Consider the following 20,308-nt stretch of genomic DNA (forward strand, 5'->3'; position numbering starts at 1 on the left):
ATGAGCGAAACCGTCGAGGAGATCGGCGAGATCGTTGTGGCCGTCATCGGCGACGTCCTCGCGTGCAGCCCGCAGGACCTGAGGGACCAGCCCGTCCTGGCCGCCCACGACTGGGACAGCATCACCTCGCTGGAAGCGCTGGCCCAACTGGAGAGCGGCTTCAAGGTGAAGCTCGAACTGCGTGACTTCCACGCGGCCCGGACGACGGACGAGATGACCGCACTGATCGCCAAGGCCCTGGACCGCTGAGCCGGGCCACGGCCCGAAGGCGACCGGACAGAAATGGAGAGACGGAACGTGAGTCTGCTCGAAGTACGGATGTTCACCGTACAGCCCGGTCGGCGGGGGGAGTTCGACCGGATCAGCCGCGACAGCACGATCCCGATGATGCGCCGCTGGGGCATCGACGTGGTGTCCTACGGCCCCGCGCTCAACGATGAGGACGGCTATGTCCTGCTGCGGGTGTTCGCCTCCGAGGAGGAGCGCGTCGGTGTGCAGGAGCGGTTCTACGCCAGCGAGGAGTGGACCGAGAACTACGAGAAGCCGGTCATGGAGATGATCGCCGACTATCGCACGGCGGTGCTCCCGCTCGACACGGCTCCGCGTGAACGCCTGGGCCGGTGACCCACCACGACATGCTGGAACTACAACGAGGAGGAAGCAGCCCATGCTGACTGACACGGACCTGTCAGCCACTCCCGCGAAGCCGACACCGAGTCGGGCGGCGATCCCGCGCCGGCTCCTGATGTGCGCGCCCCGCTTCTTCGACGTCACCTACTCCATCAATCCGTGGATGAACCCCCGCAAGCCCTCCGACGGGTCCCTGGCCCTGCTCCAGTGGGAGCGGCTGCGCGAGGTGTACATCGCGCTGGGGCACACGGTGGAGCTGATCGAGCCGCTGCCGGGCCTGCCCGACATGGTGTTCGCGGCGAACGGGGCGACGGTCGTCGACGGCAAGGTGTTCGGCGCCCGATTCCGGCACATGGAACGGACCGCTGAGGGACCTGCCTATCTGGAGTGGTTCCTGCGCAACGGTTTCGAGGAGGTGCTGTGGCCCGAGGCCGTCAACGAGGGTGAGGGCGACTTCCTGCTGGCGGGCCGCCGCATCCTGGCCGGGACGGGCTTCCGCTCCGACCCCCGGTCCCACATCGAGGCCCAGGAGTTCTTCGGTCTGCCCGTGACCGGTCTGACCCTGGTGGACCCGAACTTCTACCACCTGGACACGGCCCTGGCCGTCCTGTCGCCGGACGAGATCATGTACTACCCCGACGCCTTCTCGCCCGGCAGCCTGTCGGTCCTGCGCGAGATGTTCCCGGGGGCCATCGAGGTGGCGAAGGCGGACGCGGACGTGTTCGGGCTGAACGCGTTCTCCGACGGCTACAACGTGGTGCTGCCGCAGGCGGCGACGGGCTTGGTCGAGATCCTGAAGGACCGGGGTTTCAATCCGATCGGGGTGGACGTCGCCGAGCTGCTCAAGGCGGGCGGTAGCGTCAAGTGCTGCACGCTGGAGCTTCGTCAGGGGCGAGGCTGAACAGCAGGGTCGGAGGGACGGGGACGATGGCCACGGCGCAGGACGTCCGGACACTGGCGCTCACCCTGCCTCGCACGGAGGAGGCACTGGTACGCGACCAGGTCAAATTCCGGGTCGGCCGGCTCGTCTACGTGGCGCTGTCCCGCGACGAGCGGTCCATGGGATTCGCGTTTCCACGGGAGGAACGCGTCGAGCTGATCGCCTCGGAGCCGGAGAAGTACTTCATGCCGGTGCCCTCCGACGAGCGGTACAACTGGGTCCGCGTGTGGCTGGCACCGCTGGACGAGGACGAACTGACCGAACTCGTCGTCGGCGCCTGGGCGATGGTCGTGCCCAAACGGCTCTCGGTGGACCGCCTGGCCCAGCTGGAGGCACGGACGGTTCGGCGGGACGAGCCCGCCGCGCCCGTGAAGGAGGAGGGTGCGGGAGATGACTGACGGCGGCGGCGCAGAGGTGTACGACCTGGTGACTCTGGACGCCCGTCAGGCCGCTGAGGGACGCCGGTACCTGGAGTTCCTCCACATTCCTGCCATGAGCGCCGGGATGTACGCGCTGCGGGCGGGGGCCGACGATCCCCAGCAGCCGCACGCCGAGGACGAGCTGTACCACGTGGTCAGCGGTCGCGCCGTGCTGCGGATCGGTGAGAAGGACCATCCGGTGGCAGCCGGCTCGGTCTGCTTCGTGCCGGCGCGTATACCGCATCGCTTCCACTCCATCACCGAGGACCTGCGCGTGCTCGTCGTCTTCGCGCCGAGCGAGACACCCGAGCCGTGATCCGCGGCGATGGCCGGTGAGGCGCGTTCAAGTGGCGACCGGCCACGCTTGAACGCCTCGCCCATCGCGTGAACATTGCCGAAAGGACAGCGCGGCTGATTCGCTGTCGAACACTGCGGTACCGATTTCTCTGCTGCTGTCCGAAGACGAAAGCTGGGAGTGGTGTGCGTGCCTACTGAGAACCGCTGGCGTATTTCCGTGGATCGTGATTTCTGTATCGGCTCCGGAGTCTGTATGGGAGACCGGCCCGACCGCTTCAGGTTGCAGAACGGCCAATCGCAGCCGATCGACGCGGAAATCGACGCGGACGACGAGGTGTTGGCCGTCGCGGATTCCTGCCCGCGGGAGGCGATCCGCATCGTCGAGGTGTCCACGGGCAACGTACTGGCCCCGGTGGATTGAGAGGATTTCAGATGCAGAATTCCCAGGCGGAGATCCTGGAAAAGATACCCGCCGATTTCGTACAGGACTCCTACGCGCTCTACGCCCGGTTGCGGGAGGAGGGGCCGCCGCGCAAGGTCTTGATGCCGCACGGCGTCAAGGTCTGGATGGTGACGCGCTACGACGATGTGCGGACGCTCCTGGCCGACAGCCGAGTGAGCAAGGACGGCCGGCGCATCAACGAGATGTTCGCCCGGCATGCCGAGACGCCCACCGAAGCACCGGCCGCGGTCGACAACGACCTGGCGGCGCACATGCTCAACAGCGATCCCCCCAACCACGCCCGGCTGCGCCGGCTGGTCGGCAAGGCGTTCACCGAGCGCCGGGCCAAGGCGCTGCGCCCCAGGATCGAGGAGATCACCGACGAACTGCTGGACCGGTTGGCCGAGAACCCGCAAGCCGATCTCATCGAGCAGTTCGCCGCCCCTCTCACGATCACCGTGCTCGCGGAGTTGCTCGGCGTGCCCCCCGAGGACCGTGCGGTGTTCCGTTCCTGGACCAACACCCTGGTCGGTGCCAACCACACCGAGGAGGAGGTGGCCTCGGCTTCGGCCGCCGTCACCGAGTTCACCGAGGCGCTCATCGACGCCAAGAACGCCAACCCGGGCGAGGACATGTTCAGCGCCCTCGTCCAGGCCACCGAGGACGGCGACCGGCTCACCAAGTCCGAACTGGTGGCGATGGTCTTCCTCCTCGTGGTCGCGGGCCACGACACCACGCTCAGCATGATCGGCAACGCGGTCCACGCACTGCTGCGCAACCCCGACCAGCTGGCTCTGCTCAAGTCCGACCCGTCGCTGCTGCCGAACGCGGTGGACGAAATGCTGCGCTACGAGGGGCCGGTGGGGCTGGCGACCTTCCGGTTCACCACGGACGACATCCCGCTGAACGGCGTGACGATTCCTGGCGGTGAGATCGTGGTGGTCGCGCTGGGCTCGGCCAACCGGGACGCCGAGAAGTTCGAGAACCCCGACGAGCTGGACATCACCCGCAGGATCAGCGGAAACCTGGCCTTCGGTCACGGCATCCACTACTGCGCGGGTGCGCCCCTGGGCCGGCTCCAGGTGGAGATCGGCGTGGGCCGGCTGCTGCGGCGCTTCCCGGACCTGAGCTTCGCCGCCGACCCGGACACGTTCCGCTGGAAGGCCAGCACCATCATGCACGGCCTGGTCGAGCTACCGGTCCGCACGGTCGCCTGAGGCCGGGCCCGGGGGGAGGGGGTGGGGGTACCGGCAAGCGGCACGCCGGTACCCCCGAACCGTCAGGCAGTACGCCGGAAGTCCATGACCCAGTTGGTCTCCCAGTCGCCGTCTCCCGTCATGGCGAACGCCTGCTCCCAACGTGCCGAGTCCGCGGTGATCCCGGACCAGATGAAACGGCATCGCACGGAGGCACCTTGGTGGATCTCCTCCCCGTGGAACTCGCCGACCCCGTTCGGCCCGAACCGGCCCACGATCGACGGGGACATCCGGCCGGTGAGGCTGTTGACCCAGTTCAGGGACCACTCGTCGCGCTCTGTGTCGTACAGGCGCAACGTGAGACCCGAGAAGTCCTTGGTGGGAAAGACGATCTCGTCCAGGTTCGCCCCGCCGTCGAACAGAGTGCCGCGGCAGGTGGCCGTCGCGGGGAACTCCTCCCAGTCGCCGCTGCCGGACAACGGTTCGCGCAGCCGGCGGTTGGTCACGTGCCAGGTGCCGATCAGGAAGTCGAAGGCGCCCGGCCCGGTGGGGTGGGCGAGGGAGGCGGCGGAATCCGTCACGCTTCTGTCCTTTCGGGCTGTGCGGCGGGGTGAGAGGCGGCGTCGAGGTGGGCGCGGAGAAGACCGCCGGGCCAGGAATGGAGAGGAGCCTTCTCGGGCCGGCGCACGGCCTGCGCGACGACCGCGTCCGTCAACTCCTGTTCGATGCCCATCCGGGGGTGGAGCCGTTCCACCTCCTCCCGTACGGCGGGATCGTCGATCGTCTCCTGGCCGAAGTCGGTCAGCACGCCCAGCCGGGTGAGCAGGGTGAGGGGGCCGCGTCTTTCGGCGATATGGGGTGAGGTGTGCAGGGCGATGGCCTCCCACACCAGGTCGACCCGGGCGGCATCCAGGCCCTCGGCGGTCAGTAGTTCGGCGGCCGCGTCGGCGCCCTCCACCTCGAACCGGAGAGGGCCGTCGTGGGCGTCCGAGGTGCCGAGGTCGTGCAACGAGCAGGCGTAGAACAGCAGATCGTCGTCGTAGTCGGTGCCGGGGGCCATGCCGCGTCGTTCGCCTGCGAGAACGGCCCACAGATAGGTGCGGATGCTGTGGTTCACGATCGCCGGGCGCACGAGACGGTTCAGGACGTGCTGCGCCCTCGTCGCACCTGGATGACTGGGCAGGGAAGGTAATTCGATCACGGGCTCACCATAGTGCCGGTTTGGTATATCGCCATGGGCGCGGATTGAATCGCGGAATTAGCGACAGCGTTCGCAGAATTCCGGGCACTCCCTCTCATCCGACGCGCTTTGTGGACGGCGACGTCCCACGCCGCTGCTGGGCCGCGCGATGGCGGAAGACGTGGCGGTACGTCTGCGGGGAGATACCGGTGAGCCGGCCGAAGTGGTACCGGAGGTTGGTGGCGCTGCCGAACCCGGTGCGTTGCGCGACGCTCTCCACCGGGTCTCCGGTCGTCTCCAGCAACTCCTGGGCGAGCCGGACCCGTTCCTGCAGGACCCACTGCAGGGGCGTTGTGCCGAGAGCCTCACGGAACCGACGGGCGAAGGTACGCTCGCTCAGCCCCGCCTCCCGGGCGAGCTGCGGCACCGTCAGCTGCTCGTGCAGACGGCGGCGGGCCCATTCCAGGACGGGCGCGAGGGTGTCGTTCGTCCTGCGCACCCGGACGGGCGGTCGTGCGTACTGGGCCTGTCCGCCCTCGCGGTGTGGTGGTACGACCATGCGCCGGGCGACCTCGTTGGCGACCGCGGAGCCGAAGTCCTGGCGAACCAGGTGGAGGCAGAGGTCGATGGCGGATCCCGTGCCGGCCGAGGTGAGGATGGTGCCGTCCTCGATGTAGAGGGACGTCGGGTCGAACTCGACATCGGGGAAACGGTGGCTGAAGTCCATCGCGTTCATCCAGTGTGCCGTGGCCCGCCGTCCGTCGAGCAGCCCCGCGGCCGCCAGCACATAGGCGCCGGAGCAGATGGAGACGATGCGCCGGCCCAGCTCATGGGCCTTGCGTACGGCCTTCAGCAGGGCGACGGGAGGATCGATCTGCACGTCCCGGGAACATGCCGCCACCACCACGGTATCCGCCTCGGGCAGCTGGTCCAGGCTGTGCGAGGCGGGCACGACGAGCCCGGCCGCGGTGCGCAGCGGACCGGACTGCGCGGCGCACAACCGCATTTCGTACCAGGGATCGACCAGGTCACTGCGGTCGATGCCGAACACCTCGCAGGGAACGGCCAGTTCGAACGTCGGAGCACCGTCGGTCACGGCGACGGCCACAACATGTCGCTGCATGGCAGAAATTTAGCGCACCCTGTCTTTTCCGCCGCTTGTTCATGCTGATCATGTCAGGAACCCTCTTCCCATGAGCTCCGAGACGAGCGAAACGAAGAGCCGGTCAGCGGGGCGGCTCACCGTATTCCAGGGCACGGCGATGTACGTGGGCGCGGTCCTGGGTACCGGGGTGATCGCCCTGCCCGCACTCGCCGCCGAGGCCGCCGGCCCCGCCTCCCTGCTCGCGTGGCTCGCGCTCGTGCTGCTGTCGGCTCCGCTGGCAGCGACCTTCGCGGCGCTGGGCGCACGGCATCCGGACGCGGGCGGGGTGTCGACCTACGCGCGCCTGGCGTTCGGTGACCGTACGGCAGCGGTGGTCGGCTGGTGTTTCTATCTCGCGGTGCCCCCGGGGGCGAGCGCGGCCGCTCTCTTCGGCGGCGCCTACGTGTCGGCGGCGCTCGGCGGCGGACGGACCACCACCACGGTGACGGCGGTCGTGCTGATGGTCGTCGTCACCGCTTCCAACGCGGTGGGCGTACAGGTGACCGGGCGGTTCCAGTTCGCCCTGGCCGGGCTGCTCGTCGCCCTGCTGCTGGTGGCGGTGGCCCTGTCGCTGCCGCACGCGAGCACCGAGAACCTGAGGCCCTTCGCACCGCACGGCTGGGCGGCGATCGCTCCGGCAGCGGCCCTGCTGGTGTGGAGCTTCGCCGGGTGGGAGGCGATCACCCACCTGGCGGGTGAGTTCCGCTCCCCGGGCCGTGACCTGCCCCGAGCGACAACGGCCGCAGTCGTCATCGTCGGCGTGCTGTATCTGGCCGTGGCCTTCGCCGTCATCGCGGTGCTGGGGCCGGGCGCCGCACACGCCGAGGCGCCGCTCGGAGAGCTCATGGCCCGGGGCCTGGGCGGCAACGCCCGGATGCTGGCCGCGGTGGCGGCGCTGCTCCTCACCCTCGGAGCGATGAACGCCTACTTCGCGGGCGCCGCCAAGCTCGGTGCCGCACTCGGCCGCGACGGGGCGCTGCCGGCCTGGCTCACCCGCGGCAGCACGGTCGGCGAGGTGCCACGCCGCAGCCTCGGCATAGTCTCCTCGCTCGCCCTGCTGACGCTGGCCATCGTGACCGTGACCGGCCTGGGCGCCCGCCCCTTGGTGCTGCTGACCACAGGGTCGTTCGTAGCGGTGTATGCCGTCGGCGTGGCCGCCGCGATGCGGCTGCTGCCGAAGCGAGGCAAGGCTCGGACGGCGGCGATCGTCGCGCTCGCCGCGGTGGTGATCATGCTGCTCATGTCGGGCCGGTACCTCCTCTGGCCGCTCGCGGTCACCGGCGCCGCACTGCTCTACCTCAGCCTCGGAGGCCGGCGCGCTGACCGAGGGACATCCGTCGGGGCGACAACGGACGGCGTGCAGGCCGTGGTTGCCGCCCCACTCATTGACTCGTCTTCGGACCCCCTAGAGAGAAACTCGTGACCGACAGAACTCTGACCAGTGTGCCCGCCGGACCGCACACGCCCGATCTGGAACAGCTCCGAGCCGCGGTGGCCCGGTTCTCACAACTGCCGGGCGTCGACCGGACGGCCACACCCGAGACCACCGCGCCCACGCTGGACCTCGCGATCCGGGAGCACCGCACGGCGCTGCTGAGCTGGCTCAACTCCTGGGGATGCCGCATCCGCTACCCCCGCGACGGGGAGACCGATCTGTTCGACGCAGGCATCCGCGACTGGGCGGCCCGCTGGGCGGGCGCGATGGTCCCGGCGGAGGTGACCCTCGCCCAACTGACCCACCAGGACATCACGTTGCTGGGCGAGTACTACGCGGATCTGGCGAACCTGACCGTCGGGACGCCCGCGCGCCCGCGGTCGCTCGGGCCCACGGCGGCGGCCAAGGCGCTGTACCGGTTGCGCCCGCGCACCTTCATGCCATGGGACGACGCCATCGCGAACAGTCTGCACGGCGCCCGCGACGCGATGGCGTTCATGGCCCACCAGCGCCTCGGACAAAGATGGGCACGTCGGCTGCTCGACGAGAGCGGGCTGGACGAGCGGGCGCTGGCCTCGGCCCTCGGCAGCGAGGGCAGGTCACTGCCGAAGCTGCTGGACGACTACTGCTACATGCGCTTCACCAGAGGAGACTTCGCCCCGTGAAGTCGATGACAGCGAATTGATCCCCCGCCATTTCTTGGAATTCGGATACGAAGCCCAGGAGTTCATTCACTGCCGCTGCGAAGGCAGGATGGCTAGGATTCTCGGCATGATGGAATTAGACGATCAGAAGCGCCCGGAACCCCCGCTTTCGGGCGACGAGACCGCCACGTTGCTGGGTTTTCTGGATTACCAGCGCGCGACACTGGAATGGAAATGCTCGGGGCTGGACGCAGCCGGTTTTCGGGCGACCGTCGGTGCCTCCACCATGACGCTGGGCGGGCTGTTGAAGCACCTGGCCTTCGCCGAGGACTGGTGGTTCTCCCGGGGACTTCACGGCCACGATCCGGCGCCCCCGTGGAACGCGGTCGACTGGGACCACGACAGCGACTGGGACTGGAACTCGGCCGCCGACGACACTGCGGAGCAACTCCTGTCCCTCTGGCGGGATGCCGTGGCTCGCTCCCGTTCCCTGACCGCGGAGGCGTTGGCGAAGGGCGGCCTCGCCCACCTGGCCCGACGCCCGCAGTCCGGCGGTGAAGCCCCCAGCCTTCGATGGATCGTGTGCCACGTCATCGAGGAGTACGCACGTCGCAACGGACATGCCGACCTTCTCCGAGAGTCGGTCGACGGGCTCACCGGCGTGTGACGGCACAAGGGCGGGTGCGAAGCCTCGCCCGACCGGATCCCGGAACCGCGCACCGGCATGCGCGGCCCGACGCCTGCTGGCGGGAATTCAGTGATCATTGACGGTTCTGTTCATTGTTCATCCTTCTGGGATGTCGAAGACTGACGGAGGCGAGTGGACGGCCCACGAGGCCGCGTCGTCGTGAACATGCGCGTGGAAGGGCGAATGATGATTCCAGCTGGTGAGACCTTCGACAGGACCTGGCCCTACCCACCGCATTTCACGGAGGCCGCAGGATTTCGCCAGCATTACGTCGATGAAGGTCCGCGCGACGGCGGCGGCGCCGTCGTGTTCCTGCACGGCGAGCCGACATGGGGCTACCTGTGGCGGCACCTGATCGGACCGCTCGCCCAGGAACGGCGGGTCATCGTCCCCGACCACATGGGGTTCGGAAAGAGCGCCACCCCCGCAGATCGCACCTACCTGGCCGGGGAGCACATCGACAATCTCGAAGCGCTGCTGGTCGACGTGCTCGATCTGCACGACATCACGCTCGTCATGCACGACTGGGGCGGACCCATCGGCACCGGATTCGCATTACGCCACCCCGGCCGCATCGCCCGCGTCTTCGCCACCAACACGGTCCTGCCGCTCGGCCTGCCCGGCTACGACAAGCTGATGGCGGAGAACTTCGCCGACAGCCACTGGTTCCGCTGGGCGAGTGCGGCCCACGCCAACGGCACGCTGGAGCAGACCCTGGGCGGAGCAGGCAGCAGCGTCACACACCTGATGCTGGCGCTGCAGACCATCACGCGCCCACAGCACATCACCCCCACCTGGGTCCGTGCGTACGCCGCGCACTTCACCGACCGGGCCGCCTGCCAAGGCGTGCTCCGCTTCCCGCAGCAGCTGGTGGCACCGGACCCGGACGTCGCACCCTCACCGCCGAACCCGGACGCTGTCGAGGCGTTGCGGGCCAAGCCCGCCGTTCTCGTGGAGGGCATGCGCGACACCGCCCTCCTGCCGCGCTACGTCATCCCCGCGTTCCAACTGGCCTATCCCGATGCGCCGGTGATCGAGCTGCCGGATGTCGGGCACTTCCCCTCCGAAGACGCCCCCGAGACCCTGCTGGCCCTTCTCCAACTCTTCCTGCAGACCACCTGACAAGCTCCAGTGCCGTCCACCGGCGTGCGCATCCCCGGCCAGACCCGGGCCTCGACCCACCCGCCTGGGTCCGCGCACCCATGCCGTCGGCCGCGCCCCGCCACCGAGGCGGGTGATCGGATGCCCCGACGGTGCCCTGTCCGCTCCTCTGGAGGTACACCCCCCACATGTCCCACAGGGTCTGGCTACTCATGCTCGCGGTTGGCACCTTCGCCATCGGCACCGATGGCTATGTCATCGCCGGTCTGCTGCCCGAGATGGCGCACGATCTCGACGTGACCGAGAGTGCGGCAGGCCAGTTCGTCACCGTGTTCGCCCTCGCTACGCGATCGGCGCCCCCGTGCTGGGCGTGGCGATCGGTAATCTGCCGCGTCGGCCGGTCCTCATCGGCAGCCTCGGTCTGTTCGTCGTTTCCAACGTCGCCGCCGCCCTGGTCGACTCGTACGGGACGATGCTCGCCGTGCGGGTCCTGTCGGCCATCGCCGCCGCCGTGTTCACCCCGGCCGCGGCCGCCGCCGTACCGGCACTGGTCCCCGCCGAAGAACGCGGCCGGGCGCTGGGCACCGTGGGCGCCGGTATCGCCATCGCCACCGCGGCCGGCGTGCCGCTGGGCACCCTCATCGGCGGCGCCTTCGGCTGGCGGACCACCTTCCTGTTCGTGGCCGGCCTCAGCGTCGTGGCCACCGTAGGACTGGTGCTGATGCTGCCTCCACTGCCGCCGGATCCCGCCATCGGTCTGAGGGCACGGCTGTCGGTGGCACGGACCCGGGGGGTCCCCGCGATGCTGGGCCTCACCATGCTGTGGATCTCCGGCGCGTTCACCGTCCTCACCTACATGAGCCCGGTCCTGGACGCGGTGGGCGGCATCCATGGGGGAGCACTCAGCATCTGGCTGATGATCTTCGGTGTCGCGGCTGTGGCGGGCAACGCGCTGGGCGGACGGGCCGCCGACCGCTATCCCACGACCCGGCTCATGGTGATCAGCACCTGTGGACTCACCCTCGCTCTGGCCTCCTTCGGTGTGCTCGGCTCACTGGGCGTGCACGGCTCACTGGGCGCGGGGCTGGCCGCCGTGGCTCTGGTGGTCTGGGGCATCTTCGGCTGGTCCTTCGCTCCGGTGCAGCAGCATCGGATCGTGGAGCTGGCACCGGAGTCCGCGGGCATCGTCCTGTCCCTGAACGCAAGCGCCATCTACATCGGCATCTCCCTGGGCGGTTTCCTCGGCTCTCTCGCACTCGACCGGTCCGGGGTCCCCGCAGTCGGCTGGACCGCGGCCGGGCTGGAGATGCTGGCCGTCACCGCGGCAACGGCCATCGCCGTGCGCACGCGACGGCATCCACACCACGGCACAGACACGGCTTCCAAGACCCGGGCCAGTCACACGGACAACTCCTCGCTCCCTCTCTGACGACAAAAGGGTGATTACTGTGAACACGTCCGGCACGACCGGCGCAGCCATCCCGCGACCTGAGACATCACGAGGTGGCCTGACCCGTCGCGGCTTCGCCACAGCTACTCTCGGCGCCACCGCAGCCATCGGATTACCGGCCAGCGCGGCTCAGGCTGCTCCCGCCGCCTCGCAGCACGGGTTCGACCCCACGGACTGGGGTTCCGTACGCGACCAGTTCGCACTGTCGCGTGACTACCTGCAGTTCTCGGCGTTTGTCCTCGCCTCGCACCCCCGCCAGGTCCGTGACGCGATCGAACGCCACCGCGACGCGCTGGATGCGGACCCGATCGCTGCCGGAGCCGGCTTCATCGACCAGGACCGCAGCCTGGAAGTGCGCGCATCGCTGGCCGGCTTCCTCGGTACCGACGCGGACGACGTGGCATTGACCGACAGCACCACCATGGGGCTCGCACTCCTCTACGGCGGCCTGCGGATGGGTAGCGGCCAGGAGATGGTCACCAGCGAGCACGACTTCTATGCCACGCACCAGGCGCTGCGCCTGCGCCACCAGCGAGATGGTGTCCCGGTGCGCAAGATCAGGCTGTACGACGACCCGGCAATGGCGACGACGGACGAGATCGTCACCCGGATTGTCCGCTCGATCACCCCACGCACCCGTGTGCTCGCTCTGACCTGGGTGAACTCCGACAACGGCGTGAAGCTGCCGGCGCGTGCCATAGCCGACGCGTTGCGAGACATCAACGCCAGGCGGGATCTCGCCGACCACGTCCTGTTCTGCCTGGACGGTGTCCATGGATTCGCCGCCGAGAACAGCACGATGACGGACCTCGGCTGCGACTTCTTCGCCACCAGCACGCACAAGTGGCTGCACGGACCGCGCGGTACCGGCCTGCTGTGGGGCAAGCCCGAGCACTGGCCGTTCGTGGCTCCGGTGATTCCCAACTTCAGCCGTGAAGGCTATGAGGGCTGGGTGGGCGACCGCGACCCGGTGGCGGCGCCCGCGATCCTCGAAACCCCTGGCGGCTACCACTCCTTCGAACACCGTTGGGCCGTTCCCGCGGCCGTCCGCTTCCACGAGACCATCGGCCGCGCCCGAATCGCCGAGCGCATCACCTCCCAGGCCACCCTTCTCAAGGACGAACTGGAGCGGCTCCCGAACGTACGCGTCCTGACCCCCCGCGACCCGTCCGTGTCGGCCGGCGTCGTCTGCTGCACCGTGGAGGGCTGGGCCGCTGCCGACGCCGAACACGAACTCCGCGCCGCCCACAAAGTCATCGCCACAGAGACCCCCTACGCACATCCGCACCTGCGCTTCGGACCGACCATGGTGACCGCCCCCGAGCAGATCGGCAGGGTCGTCAAGGCCGTGAGGGCGCTGCGCTGATGGCGCATGGCGCGGTGAAGCCTGCCCGGCCCCTCCCGGGCCACACCGGTACGAGCCTCACCTCGCCGCCCCTCCGACGCGGCCACCGGTCTCGACGCAGGGCCAGAACGCCGGCGCAGCACGGCAGATCGGACAGCCACTGGCCAGGGTGCCAGGGCGATGCCCGTGCACCGTCTGACGGCCTGTTAGCGCCGGCGTTCCGCAGGCCGCCGTCGGCGCCCCCGTCCCCCGGGGGGTGCCGACGGCTTCGCTGCACTCCGACCGGCGTGGACGCCAGGTCCCAGTCGCCCGTGACCACGTCCTGTCCGGTCATCCTTCCTGCCTCAGGTCAATCGCGGTGTCCCGCATGGCCACGATCCATCTCATGAGGAGAAATCCGGTGCAATCCAGCTCCCTGCGCCCGGAAATGAAGCAGTTATTGGACGCGTTACTCGACGTTCCGGCCTACGTGATGGGGCGGGAGATGGATATTTTGGGCTGGAATACCCTTGCCGCGTCTCTTTACGGCGATTTCGGAGAAATGGCGCCTCGGCAAAGAAACTGGGCTCGCATCACGTTTCTCGACCCCCGGGCTCGCGAGCTCTTCCCCGACTGGGACCACAAGGCTCTGGAAGTGGTCCATCACTTACGAACGCAGGTCGCTCGTGCTCCCCATGACTCGCGACTTATCACGCTTGTCGACGAACTCTCTGCCGAAAGCGGGGACTTTCACTTGATCTGGTCCCGGGGGATGGGCACGGAGATGATCCGCGGCCCGAAACGGATCCATCATTCATTGGTGGGGGACTTGACTCTCTGGTTCGAGGTCCTGGAACCCGCCAATGAACCCCACCAGTTTCTGATCACCTGTCATGCCGAGCCGGATTCCCCCTCCGCAGAGTCGTTACGGCTGCTGGCGAGCTGGGGTGCATGACGGGTGTCCGCAGGCCATGAGATGTCTTTCGGCTGGATTCCCGAGACACGAAGGGAAAGAGTGAGAAATGGGCAGTTCCATGCTGACATTAGGTCCCCTCGATCTTGACGAGATACGCAGCTCGGTCGACTCCGTCCTGGATGCTTTCCTGGTCGATAAATCAACGACTGCCGCAGACGGCTGTTTCCCTCCGGAAGCAATAGAGATCTTCCGTGACTTTCTAAGGTCCGGCGGAAAACGCATGCGACCACTTCTCTGCCTGGTCGGCTGGCATGCCACTGCCGAGAGTGCGGACACGGAGAAGGTCCTGAGAATTGCCGCCTCGCTTGAGATGTTTCACGCGTTCACCTTGATTCATGACGATGTCATGGACAACTCGTCCACGCGCCGGGGCAAACCGACGGTACACCGCGCCTTTGCTCACAGGTACGCTGCACGCCCTGACGCCATGGAATTCGGAACCAACGCTGCCATACTGCTCGGTGACCTTGCTCTTGCCTGGAGTCAGGAGCTTTTCCACTCGGCCGGCCTCACTCCGGTGCAGCTTGCTGCTGCTCTCCCTGTGCTGGATCTGATGCGTACGGAGGTCATGTACGGACAGTACCTGGATCTGCTGACGGCGAAGAGTTTCACTACTGACCTCGATCACGCGATGGAGATCATTCGATATAAGACGGCCAAGTACACGGTCGAGCGTCCGCTGCATCTGGGCGCCACGATAGCTGGAGCCGAGCAGGACACAAAGGAATCCTTGAGTTCCTATGCCATCCCGGTGGGCGAGGCCTTTCAGCTGCGGGACGATCTTCTGGGCATCTTCGGGGACCCTGATATCACTGGCAAGTCAGCGATGGAGGACCTGCGCGAGGGGAAGGGAACCGTGCTTGTCGCGTTGGCGCTGGATAGAGCCGACTCGCATCAACAGAGCGTGCTGAACACCCTGTTGGGAGATCCGGACTTGGATGAGCGAGGGGCTGAAAAAATCCGCTCCATTCTGCTCGTGACCGGAGCCTGCAACACGGTGGAGCAAATGATTGCCGACCGCCATCAAGCAGCCCTCGATGCTCTGGGAAAGGCGAATTTCTCGACTGCGGTCACAGCGGCACTCGAGCAACTCGCAACTGTGGCGACAAAGCGAATTTCTTGACTGTGTTCAAACGTGGCAACGGAGGAGAAGTCATGGCAGAAGTCAGGCCGAAAATGCTGGGAGATGAGGTTGAGTTCTACCTCCCGGAGATCAAAAGAATCATCCCTGTGAAGTGTCACCCGCAGTACGCCAGGGCAGAAGAGCTCAACACCCGCTACATCCGATCCGAGCTGCGGGGCTTGTACCGGGATGAAGCCGAATGTCAGAGGAATCTCACCGATCTGCATGCCCTGTGGGCTTGTCTCGTCAACCCGAACGCAAAGGACGAGAGGATCGTCAAGGGCGCTTACTGGACGAGCTGCTGGTTCACATACGACGACATCATGTCGGATGCCGGCTGGCTCGGGGTGATGCCCGCACAGGCGCAGGAAGTGATCGATGATGTTCTCCCCGCCCTGAACGGCGAGGACGACGGCACCGGAAAGAAGTACCGAAAGGCGGCGCGCGACAACATACTCATGATGCAGCCGGATATGACGCCGCGGCAGATGAAGCGGTACTTGAGGAATTTACGCGAGTACATCGACGCGTTCACCGACGAGGTTGTCATGCGCGCGCGAGGTGAGATTCCAGACTGGAAAACCTACCTGGACATGCATGTCACATCCGGATGCGAGGCCAACCTCACCGTTCTTGAGTACGGCCAGGGTTTCGACCTGACCGAGGAATTGGAGACGAGTAAGGAATTGAGGGAGGCCCGTCGGCTCGTGGGCGAAAGCTATGTCGTCGTGAATGACCTCTTCTCCTTCAGGAAGGAATACTTTCAGGGCGACTACGGGAACGCCATTTCCGTCTTCATGCTCAACGAGGGACTGCAACTCCAGGACGCCGTAGAAAAGCTCTGCGGGCTCATCGAGGAGGTGGAGCGGAAATTCGTCGAGAAACGTGAGGAGATACTCGGGAGCAACATCGGGACGCGTCCTGATGTGCGCGCCCATCTGTCCGAGCTTGGCTATGCGATCGCTGGCAATCTGGAGTGGTCCTATCGAACCCCCAGGTACAACGGTGCCGGACATGTATGGAACGGTGTGCGGTCAGGAAAGGTCACCATAACGCCTGAGAGGACCATCTACCATGGCTGATGGAACCTTCGCCGAAGAATCCTGCCCCTATGCTGCCGAATCCGCGAAACCCGCCAGGTTCGGCCGGATGCCCGGCGACCTGCCCATCGTGGGACATGCAATCGAGCTGTACCGTCGGCCGCTCGAATTTCTGTCCTCACTGCCTGCGCACGGTGACTTGGTCGAACTTCGACTCGGACCGGGCCGGGCATACATGGTCTGCACGCCTGAACTCACACGGCAGGTACTGCTTGACGCCCGTACCTTCGACAAGGGAGGCCCTGTCATCACTGCAGGGCGCCAACTCATCGGCGACGGTCTGGCCACGTGCGACTGGCTTGAGCACAAGAGGCAACGCCCGTTGGTCCAGCCCGCCTTTCGCACCGATCGCATCACGTCCTACGCGAGGGTGATGGAGGAGGAGATCCAGGCGACCATGGTGGACTGGCGCGATGGTGCCGTCCATGACATCAGTGCGGCGTTACGCTCTCTGACCATCCGGGTCACTGCCAGGACATTGTTCTCCGCTCCCATGGGTGCCTCGGCGGTCGCGGAAGTGGAACAGGGTCTTCCTTCGGTGCTCAGCGGCCTCTACTGGCGGATGCTGGTACCGCTCCAAGCGCTCCACAAGCTACCGACCCCCGGCAATCGGAGATTCCGGAGGTCGCTGGCGAGACTGCACGATGCCATCGGCGGCATCATCGCGGCATATCGGAACTCCGAAGGCGGTCACAACGACATCCTGTCGGCCATCTTCGAATACCGAGGTGGTGAGCACGGTGACAGTTTCTCGGATGGAGAGATACGCAACCAGATCTTCACCTTCCTGATAGGCGCGACCGAAACCACGGCATCGGCGCTGTCGTGGGTCTTTTATCTTTTGAGCGAGAACCCGGAGGCGGAGGAGAAACTTCACGCCGAGGTCGATGCCGTGCTGAGCGGAAGGGCGGCCGTGCAGGCGGACCTTCCCCGCCTGGACTACTGCCGCCGCGTCCTGACGGAGGCGCTGCGCCTGTACCCGCCGGTTTGGGCGGTATCCCGCACGACGACATCGGAAACCGAGCTTGCCGGACACACGTTGGCGAAGAACACCACAGTGATATGGAGCCCGTATCTCCTGCATCGAAACGCTGATCTCTATGCGGAGCCCGATGGGTTCGACCCGGATCGCTGGCCCGCCGGGCACAATCCGACAGACTCTCGTGGCGCGATGTTCCCGTTTGCGGCCGGTCGTCGGAAGTGCATCGGAGACAACTTCGCCATAGTGGAGGCGACTCTGGCCCTGGCGACGATCGCGAGCCGCTGGCGGCTGAGCCGACCGGATGGCACGCGTCTGGTGCCGGAACCCAAGATGACCCTCGGCACTGGTCCGCTGCCCATGGTGTGCACATCGCGAAGCCCGCAGCTCGTCAGCAGCAACTGACTGGCTCCTCGCCTGGCGTTCAGTGGGTCTGACCTGCGAAAAAACGCAGCTGAAGTCACCTGTGACGCTCACTCCTGGGGCAAGGGGTCGCAGGTTCACCTCCTGTCGTCCCGACGGTGCGAAGGGTCTTCGCGGGCGAGAGCCTGTGAAGGCCCTTTTGGCCGGGCAGCCGCGCTCAGTGGGTGGCGGCACCGAACCACTGGGGCAGATGGCTGAGCAGATCCCGCTGATCTTCACCGGCCCACGCCACGTGGCCGTCCGGCCGCAGCAGCACCGCGGGCGCGTCCAGTTCCTCGCCGGCGTCGACGACCCGGTCGACCCGGTCCGACCAGCCCGCCACCGAGAGCCGGCCGGTCTGGTCGAGGAGCAGTCCGCGGCCGCCGTGCATGAGGTCGTAGAGGCGCCGATGCTTCAGCTTCATGTCCCGCAACCGTCGGCCGAGCAGTTCGTGGCCCTCGCCGAAGTCGTAGCGGACCCCGGTCGCGATGATCTTCTCGGTCAGGTACCGGTTCACCTGCTCGAAGTCCATCAGCTCCGACAGCAGCCGGCGCACCGCCTGGGGACCCGGCTCGGGGGACATCAGCTCCATCTGCGCCCGGGTGTTGTCCAGCACGTCGGCGGCCACCGGGCGCCGCTCGGTGGCGTAGCTGTCCAGCAGCCCTTCCGGTGCCCAGCCGTTCACCGCGGCGGCGAGCTTCCAGCCGAGGTTGAACGCGTCCTGGATGCCGAGGTTGAGCCCCTGCCCACCAACCGGCGGATGGATGTGCGCCGCGTCGCCGGCCAGCAGCACCCGGCCTGCCCGGTAGCGCTCGGCCAGCCGTGTGGCGTCGCCGAAGCGGGACAGCCACCGCGGTGAGTGCACACCGAAGTCGGTGCCGGCGAACACCCTCAGCCGGCGCTTGACCTCGTCGAGGGTCGGCGGCACCGAGCGGTCCTCGGCCACGCCCTCGGCGGGCACGACGACGCGGAACACCCCCTCCCCGACGGGCCCGAGGCCGAACCGCTTCTGGGTCTTGCGGACTTCGGTCACCACGGCGGCCAGCGCCTCCGGCGGCATGGTCGCCTCCATCTCGCCGAGGAGCGTCTCGACCCTGCTCGGCTCGCCGGGGAAACCGACGCCGATCAGCTTGCGCACCGTGCTGCGGCCGCCGTCGCAGCCGACGAGGTAGCGCGAGCGCAGCCGCGTGCCGTCGGCCAGCTCGACGGTCACCCCCTGGTCGTCCTGGCTCAGCCCGACCAGTTCACAGCCGCGGCGGATGTCCGTGCCGAGCTCGCTGGCGCGCTCGGCCAGCAGGCGGTCGGTGGTGGTCTGCGGGATGGCGAGGACGTAGGGATGCGCGGTGTCCAGACCATCGGGTGCGGGCTTGCCGATACCGGCGAAGAAGCCGCCGACCGGGTGCTGCCGCCCCTGTGCGAGGAACCGCTCCAGCAGACCGCGCTGGGCCAGCACCTCGATGCTTCGTACGTGCAGGCCCAGCGCGCGCACGAACGGGGCGGGTTCCGCGTCCCTCTCCAGCACGACCACGTGCACGCCGTGCAACCGCAGCTCGGAGGCGAGCATCAAGCCGGTCGGTCCGCCGCCGGCCACGATCACATCGACCGTCACACCGATCACCACCACGCTCATTTCCGCAGGTACTGGCTTCGGCCGGAGATTCTGCGGTACGAGGGGGGCCTTGCCGCAAGCCCCCCTGTGCGCTATACGTTGAGAGTGGCAAGGAGTGGGTGACCTCCTTGCCTTTGTCTTTGCCGAGGGCATTCGGCGGTATCGGCGATATCCGAGGGCATGCGGCCGCATCCATGGCTTGCGCACGTCGGTGGGCGAGGACGGTGCCCGTTGTTCACCTCCTTCCGGCACCATCGAAGGCGTTCCGCCCCACCGTCACACCGGGAGTACGCCATGCCCCGCTCCGAAGCCCGCGTCGTCACCGACCGCCCGCAGCGCTACGCCAAGCAACTCGCGTCCCACCTGGGCCGTCGCAGCGAGACCAGCTGGGACGAGGCGACGGGGGAGGGCCGGATCGTCTTCCAGGGCGGGACCGGCACCCTCACAGCGGCCGAGGGCGCCCTGCTGCTGTCGGTGGAGGCCGACGCCGAGCGGCTGGAGCTGTTCGAGGGCGTCATGGGCCGGCATCTCGTCCGCTTCGGCACCAAGGACGAGCTGGTGGTCGAGTGGCGCCGGGACAACGGCGAGCCCGGCACGACCCAGCGCAAGGGCGATGAGCCCGAGGCTGCTCATCGCCCGGAGTAGGCCCGCCTCACGACCGTCAGATCACGCAGCCCACGTGCGCCAGCGCCTGCTTCAGCAGCACCCCGTGGCCGCCCGGCATCTCGCTCTGCACCGCCGGTGACAGGGCGTCCTGCGGGCTGAACCAGACGAGGTCGAGGGCGTCCTGGCGGGGGCGGCAGTCGCCGGTGACCGGGACGACGTAGGCGAGGGAGACCGCGTGCTGGCGCGGGTCGTGGTACGCCGTGATGCCCTGCGTCGGGAAGTACTCCGCGACGGTGAACGGCTGCAGGGACGTCGGGACCCGGGGGAGGGCCACCGGGCCGAGGTCCTTCTCCAGGTGGCGCAGGAGGGCGTCGCGGACGCGTTCGTGGTGCAGCACGCGGCCGGAGACGAGGGTCCGGCTGACCGTTCCGTCCGGTCCGATGCGCAGCAGGAGGCCGATGCTGGTGACCTCGCCGCTGTCGTCGACGCGCACGGGCACGGCCTCGACGTACAAGATGGGCATGCGGGCGCGAGCCTGCTCCAGCTCGTCGCTCGTCAGCCAGCCGGGCGTGGTCTCGGTCATGTCAGACATTGCTTGATCATACTTTCCGGGAATTGCGAAC

At 67.4% G+C, this 20,308-nt stretch carries 23 protein-coding genes; 18 read left to right on the plus strand and 5 right to left on the minus strand.

All coding sequences use genetic code 11. The annotated features are described in order from the left end of the window. The 7 genes from ABIE67_RS40670 (at position 1) to ABIE67_RS40700 (ending at position 3,945) form a co-directional block, all read left to right on the plus strand. On the plus strand, positions 1 to 249 hold the full coding sequence (locus tag ABIE67_RS40670) for an acyl carrier protein (protein ID WP_370266578.1): 249 nt from the start codon (positions 1 to 3) through the stop codon (positions 247 to 249). A gap of 48 nt (positions 250 to 297) precedes the next feature. After that, entirely contained in the window at positions 298 to 624 is a 327-nt protein-coding gene (locus tag ABIE67_RS40675; RefSeq protein WP_370266579.1) for an NIPSNAP family protein, read from the plus strand. A 43-nt stretch (positions 625 to 667) separates the two neighbouring features. Further along, the gene (gene ddaH / locus ABIE67_RS40680; RefSeq protein WP_370266580.1) at positions 668 to 1,531 is read left to right on the plus strand and encodes a dimethylargininase; all 864 of its coding nucleotides are present in this window, start codon (positions 668 to 670) and stop codon (positions 1,529 to 1,531) included. 26 nt (positions 1,532 to 1,557) lie between these two features. Next, on the plus strand, positions 1,558 to 1,968 hold the full coding sequence (locus ABIE67_RS40685) for an MmcQ/YjbR family DNA-binding protein (RefSeq protein ID WP_370266581.1): 411 nt from the start codon (positions 1,558 to 1,560) through the stop codon (positions 1,966 to 1,968). Next, positions 1,961 to 2,305 (plus strand): cupin domain-containing protein, encoded by a 345-nt coding sequence (locus tag ABIE67_RS40690; protein WP_370266582.1) that lies wholly within the window; start codon positions 1,961 to 1,963, stop codon positions 2,303 to 2,305. Before ABIE67_RS40685 ends, ABIE67_RS40690 begins: the two co-directional genes overlap by 8 nt. 168 nt (positions 2,306 to 2,473) lie before the next feature. Continuing rightward, complete coding sequence (locus ABIE67_RS40695) at positions 2,474 to 2,707, plus strand: ferredoxin (RefSeq protein WP_370266583.1); 234 nt, start codon at positions 2,474 to 2,476, stop codon at positions 2,705 to 2,707. A gap of 11 nt (positions 2,708 to 2,718) precedes the next feature. After that, on the plus strand, positions 2,719 to 3,945 hold the full coding sequence (locus tag ABIE67_RS40700; protein WP_370266584.1) for a cytochrome P450: 1,227 nt from the start codon (positions 2,719 to 2,721) through the stop codon (positions 3,943 to 3,945). Positions 3,946 to 4,007: 62 nt separating this feature from the next. Here ABIE67_RS40700 and ABIE67_RS40705 read toward each other — a convergent pair whose 3' ends face one another. The 3 genes from ABIE67_RS40705 to ABIE67_RS40715 form a co-directional block, all read right to left on the minus strand. After that, positions 4,008 to 4,505, minus strand: a complete 498-nt coding sequence (locus ABIE67_RS40705) for a hypothetical protein (RefSeq protein WP_370266585.1) — start codon at positions 4,503 to 4,505, stop codon at positions 4,008 to 4,010. Then, complete coding sequence (locus tag ABIE67_RS40710; RefSeq protein WP_370266586.1) at positions 4,502 to 5,125, minus strand: HD domain-containing protein; 624 nt, start codon at positions 5,123 to 5,125, stop codon at positions 4,502 to 4,504. The genes ABIE67_RS40705 and ABIE67_RS40710 overlap by 4 nt, the downstream gene beginning before the upstream one ends. 94 nt (positions 5,126 to 5,219) lie before the next feature. After that, positions 5,220 to 6,227 (minus strand): GlxA family transcriptional regulator, encoded by a 1,008-nt coding sequence (locus tag ABIE67_RS40715; protein ID WP_370266587.1) that lies wholly within the window; start codon positions 6,225 to 6,227, stop codon positions 5,220 to 5,222. 70 nt (positions 6,228 to 6,297) lie between these two features. Here ABIE67_RS40715 and ABIE67_RS40720 point away from each other — a divergent pair, with 70 nt between their 5' ends. The 10 genes from ABIE67_RS40720 (at position 6,298) to ABIE67_RS40765 (ending at position 17,473) form a co-directional block, all read left to right on the plus strand. Next, the gene (locus tag ABIE67_RS40720) at positions 6,298 to 7,671 is read left to right on the plus strand and encodes an APC family permease (protein ID WP_370266588.1); all 1,374 of its coding nucleotides are present in this window, start codon (positions 6,298 to 6,300) and stop codon (positions 7,669 to 7,671) included. After that, the gene (locus ABIE67_RS40725; protein WP_370266589.1) at positions 7,668 to 8,348 is read left to right on the plus strand and encodes a hypothetical protein; all 681 of its coding nucleotides are present in this window, start codon (positions 7,668 to 7,670) and stop codon (positions 8,346 to 8,348) included. Before ABIE67_RS40720 ends, ABIE67_RS40725 begins: the two co-directional genes overlap by 4 nt. Before the next feature lie 106 nt (positions 8,349 to 8,454). Further along, the gene (locus tag ABIE67_RS40730) at positions 8,455 to 8,994 is read left to right on the plus strand and encodes a DinB family protein (RefSeq protein WP_370266590.1); all 540 of its coding nucleotides are present in this window, start codon (positions 8,455 to 8,457) and stop codon (positions 8,992 to 8,994) included. Positions 8,995 to 9,198: 204 nt separating this feature from the next. Then, positions 9,199 to 10,137: an alpha/beta fold hydrolase gene (locus ABIE67_RS40735; RefSeq protein ID WP_370266591.1), complete on the plus strand. Its 939-nt coding sequence runs from the start codon at positions 9,199 to 9,201 to the stop codon at positions 10,135 to 10,137. After that, positions 10,061 to 11,545 carry an MFS transporter gene (locus ABIE67_RS40740; protein WP_370266592.1) on the plus strand — a complete coding sequence of 495 codons (1,485 nt, stop codon included), beginning with the start codon at positions 10,061 to 10,063 and terminating at the stop codon, positions 11,543 to 11,545. Before ABIE67_RS40735 ends, ABIE67_RS40740 begins: the two co-directional genes overlap by 77 nt. Before the next feature lie 19 nt (positions 11,546 to 11,564). Next, the gene (locus ABIE67_RS40745) at positions 11,565 to 12,932 is read left to right on the plus strand and encodes an aminotransferase class V-fold PLP-dependent enzyme (protein ID WP_370266593.1); all 1,368 of its coding nucleotides are present in this window, start codon (positions 11,565 to 11,567) and stop codon (positions 12,930 to 12,932) included. 346 nt (positions 12,933 to 13,278) lie between these two features. Beyond that, entirely contained in the window at positions 13,279 to 13,845 is a 567-nt protein-coding gene (locus tag ABIE67_RS40750; protein WP_370266594.1) for a hypothetical protein, read from the plus strand. Between the two features lie 67 nt (positions 13,846 to 13,912). Further along, the gene (locus ABIE67_RS40755) at positions 13,913 to 14,989 is read left to right on the plus strand and encodes a polyprenyl synthetase family protein (protein WP_370266595.1); all 1,077 of its coding nucleotides are present in this window, start codon (positions 13,913 to 13,915) and stop codon (positions 14,987 to 14,989) included. A gap of 32 nt (positions 14,990 to 15,021) precedes the next feature. Continuing rightward, on the plus strand, positions 15,022 to 16,071 hold the full coding sequence (locus ABIE67_RS40760) for a terpene synthase family protein (protein ID WP_370266596.1): 1,050 nt from the start codon (positions 15,022 to 15,024) through the stop codon (positions 16,069 to 16,071). Next, on the plus strand, positions 16,064 to 17,473 hold the full coding sequence (locus tag ABIE67_RS40765; protein ID WP_370266597.1) for a cytochrome P450: 1,410 nt from the start codon (positions 16,064 to 16,066) through the stop codon (positions 17,471 to 17,473). Before ABIE67_RS40760 ends, ABIE67_RS40765 begins: the two co-directional genes overlap by 8 nt. Positions 17,474 to 17,648: 175 nt before the next feature. On the opposite strand, the gene rox is transcribed toward ABIE67_RS40765, so the two are convergent. Beyond that, positions 17,649 to 19,100 (minus strand): rifampin monooxygenase, encoded by a 1,452-nt coding sequence (gene rox / locus ABIE67_RS40770; protein ID WP_370266598.1) that lies wholly within the window; start codon positions 19,098 to 19,100, stop codon positions 17,649 to 17,651. A 273-nt stretch (positions 19,101 to 19,373) separates the two neighbouring features. Between rox and ABIE67_RS40775 the strand changes: the two genes are divergently transcribed. Further along, entirely contained in the window at positions 19,374 to 19,724 is a 351-nt protein-coding gene (locus ABIE67_RS40775) for a DUF2218 domain-containing protein (RefSeq protein ID WP_370266599.1), read from the plus strand. A gap of 16 nt (positions 19,725 to 19,740) precedes the next feature. On the opposite strand, the gene ABIE67_RS40780 is transcribed toward ABIE67_RS40775, so the two are convergent. Next, positions 19,741 to 20,268: an NUDIX hydrolase family protein gene (locus ABIE67_RS40780; RefSeq protein WP_370269437.1), complete on the minus strand. Its 528-nt coding sequence runs from the start codon at positions 20,266 to 20,268 to the stop codon at positions 19,741 to 19,743. Positions 20,269 to 20,308 lie beyond the last annotated feature (40 nt).

Source organism: Streptomyces sp. V4I8 (assembly GCF_041261225.1).
In the GTDB taxonomy this organism is placed as follows: domain Bacteria; phylum Actinomycetota; class Actinomycetes; order Streptomycetales; family Streptomycetaceae; genus Streptomyces.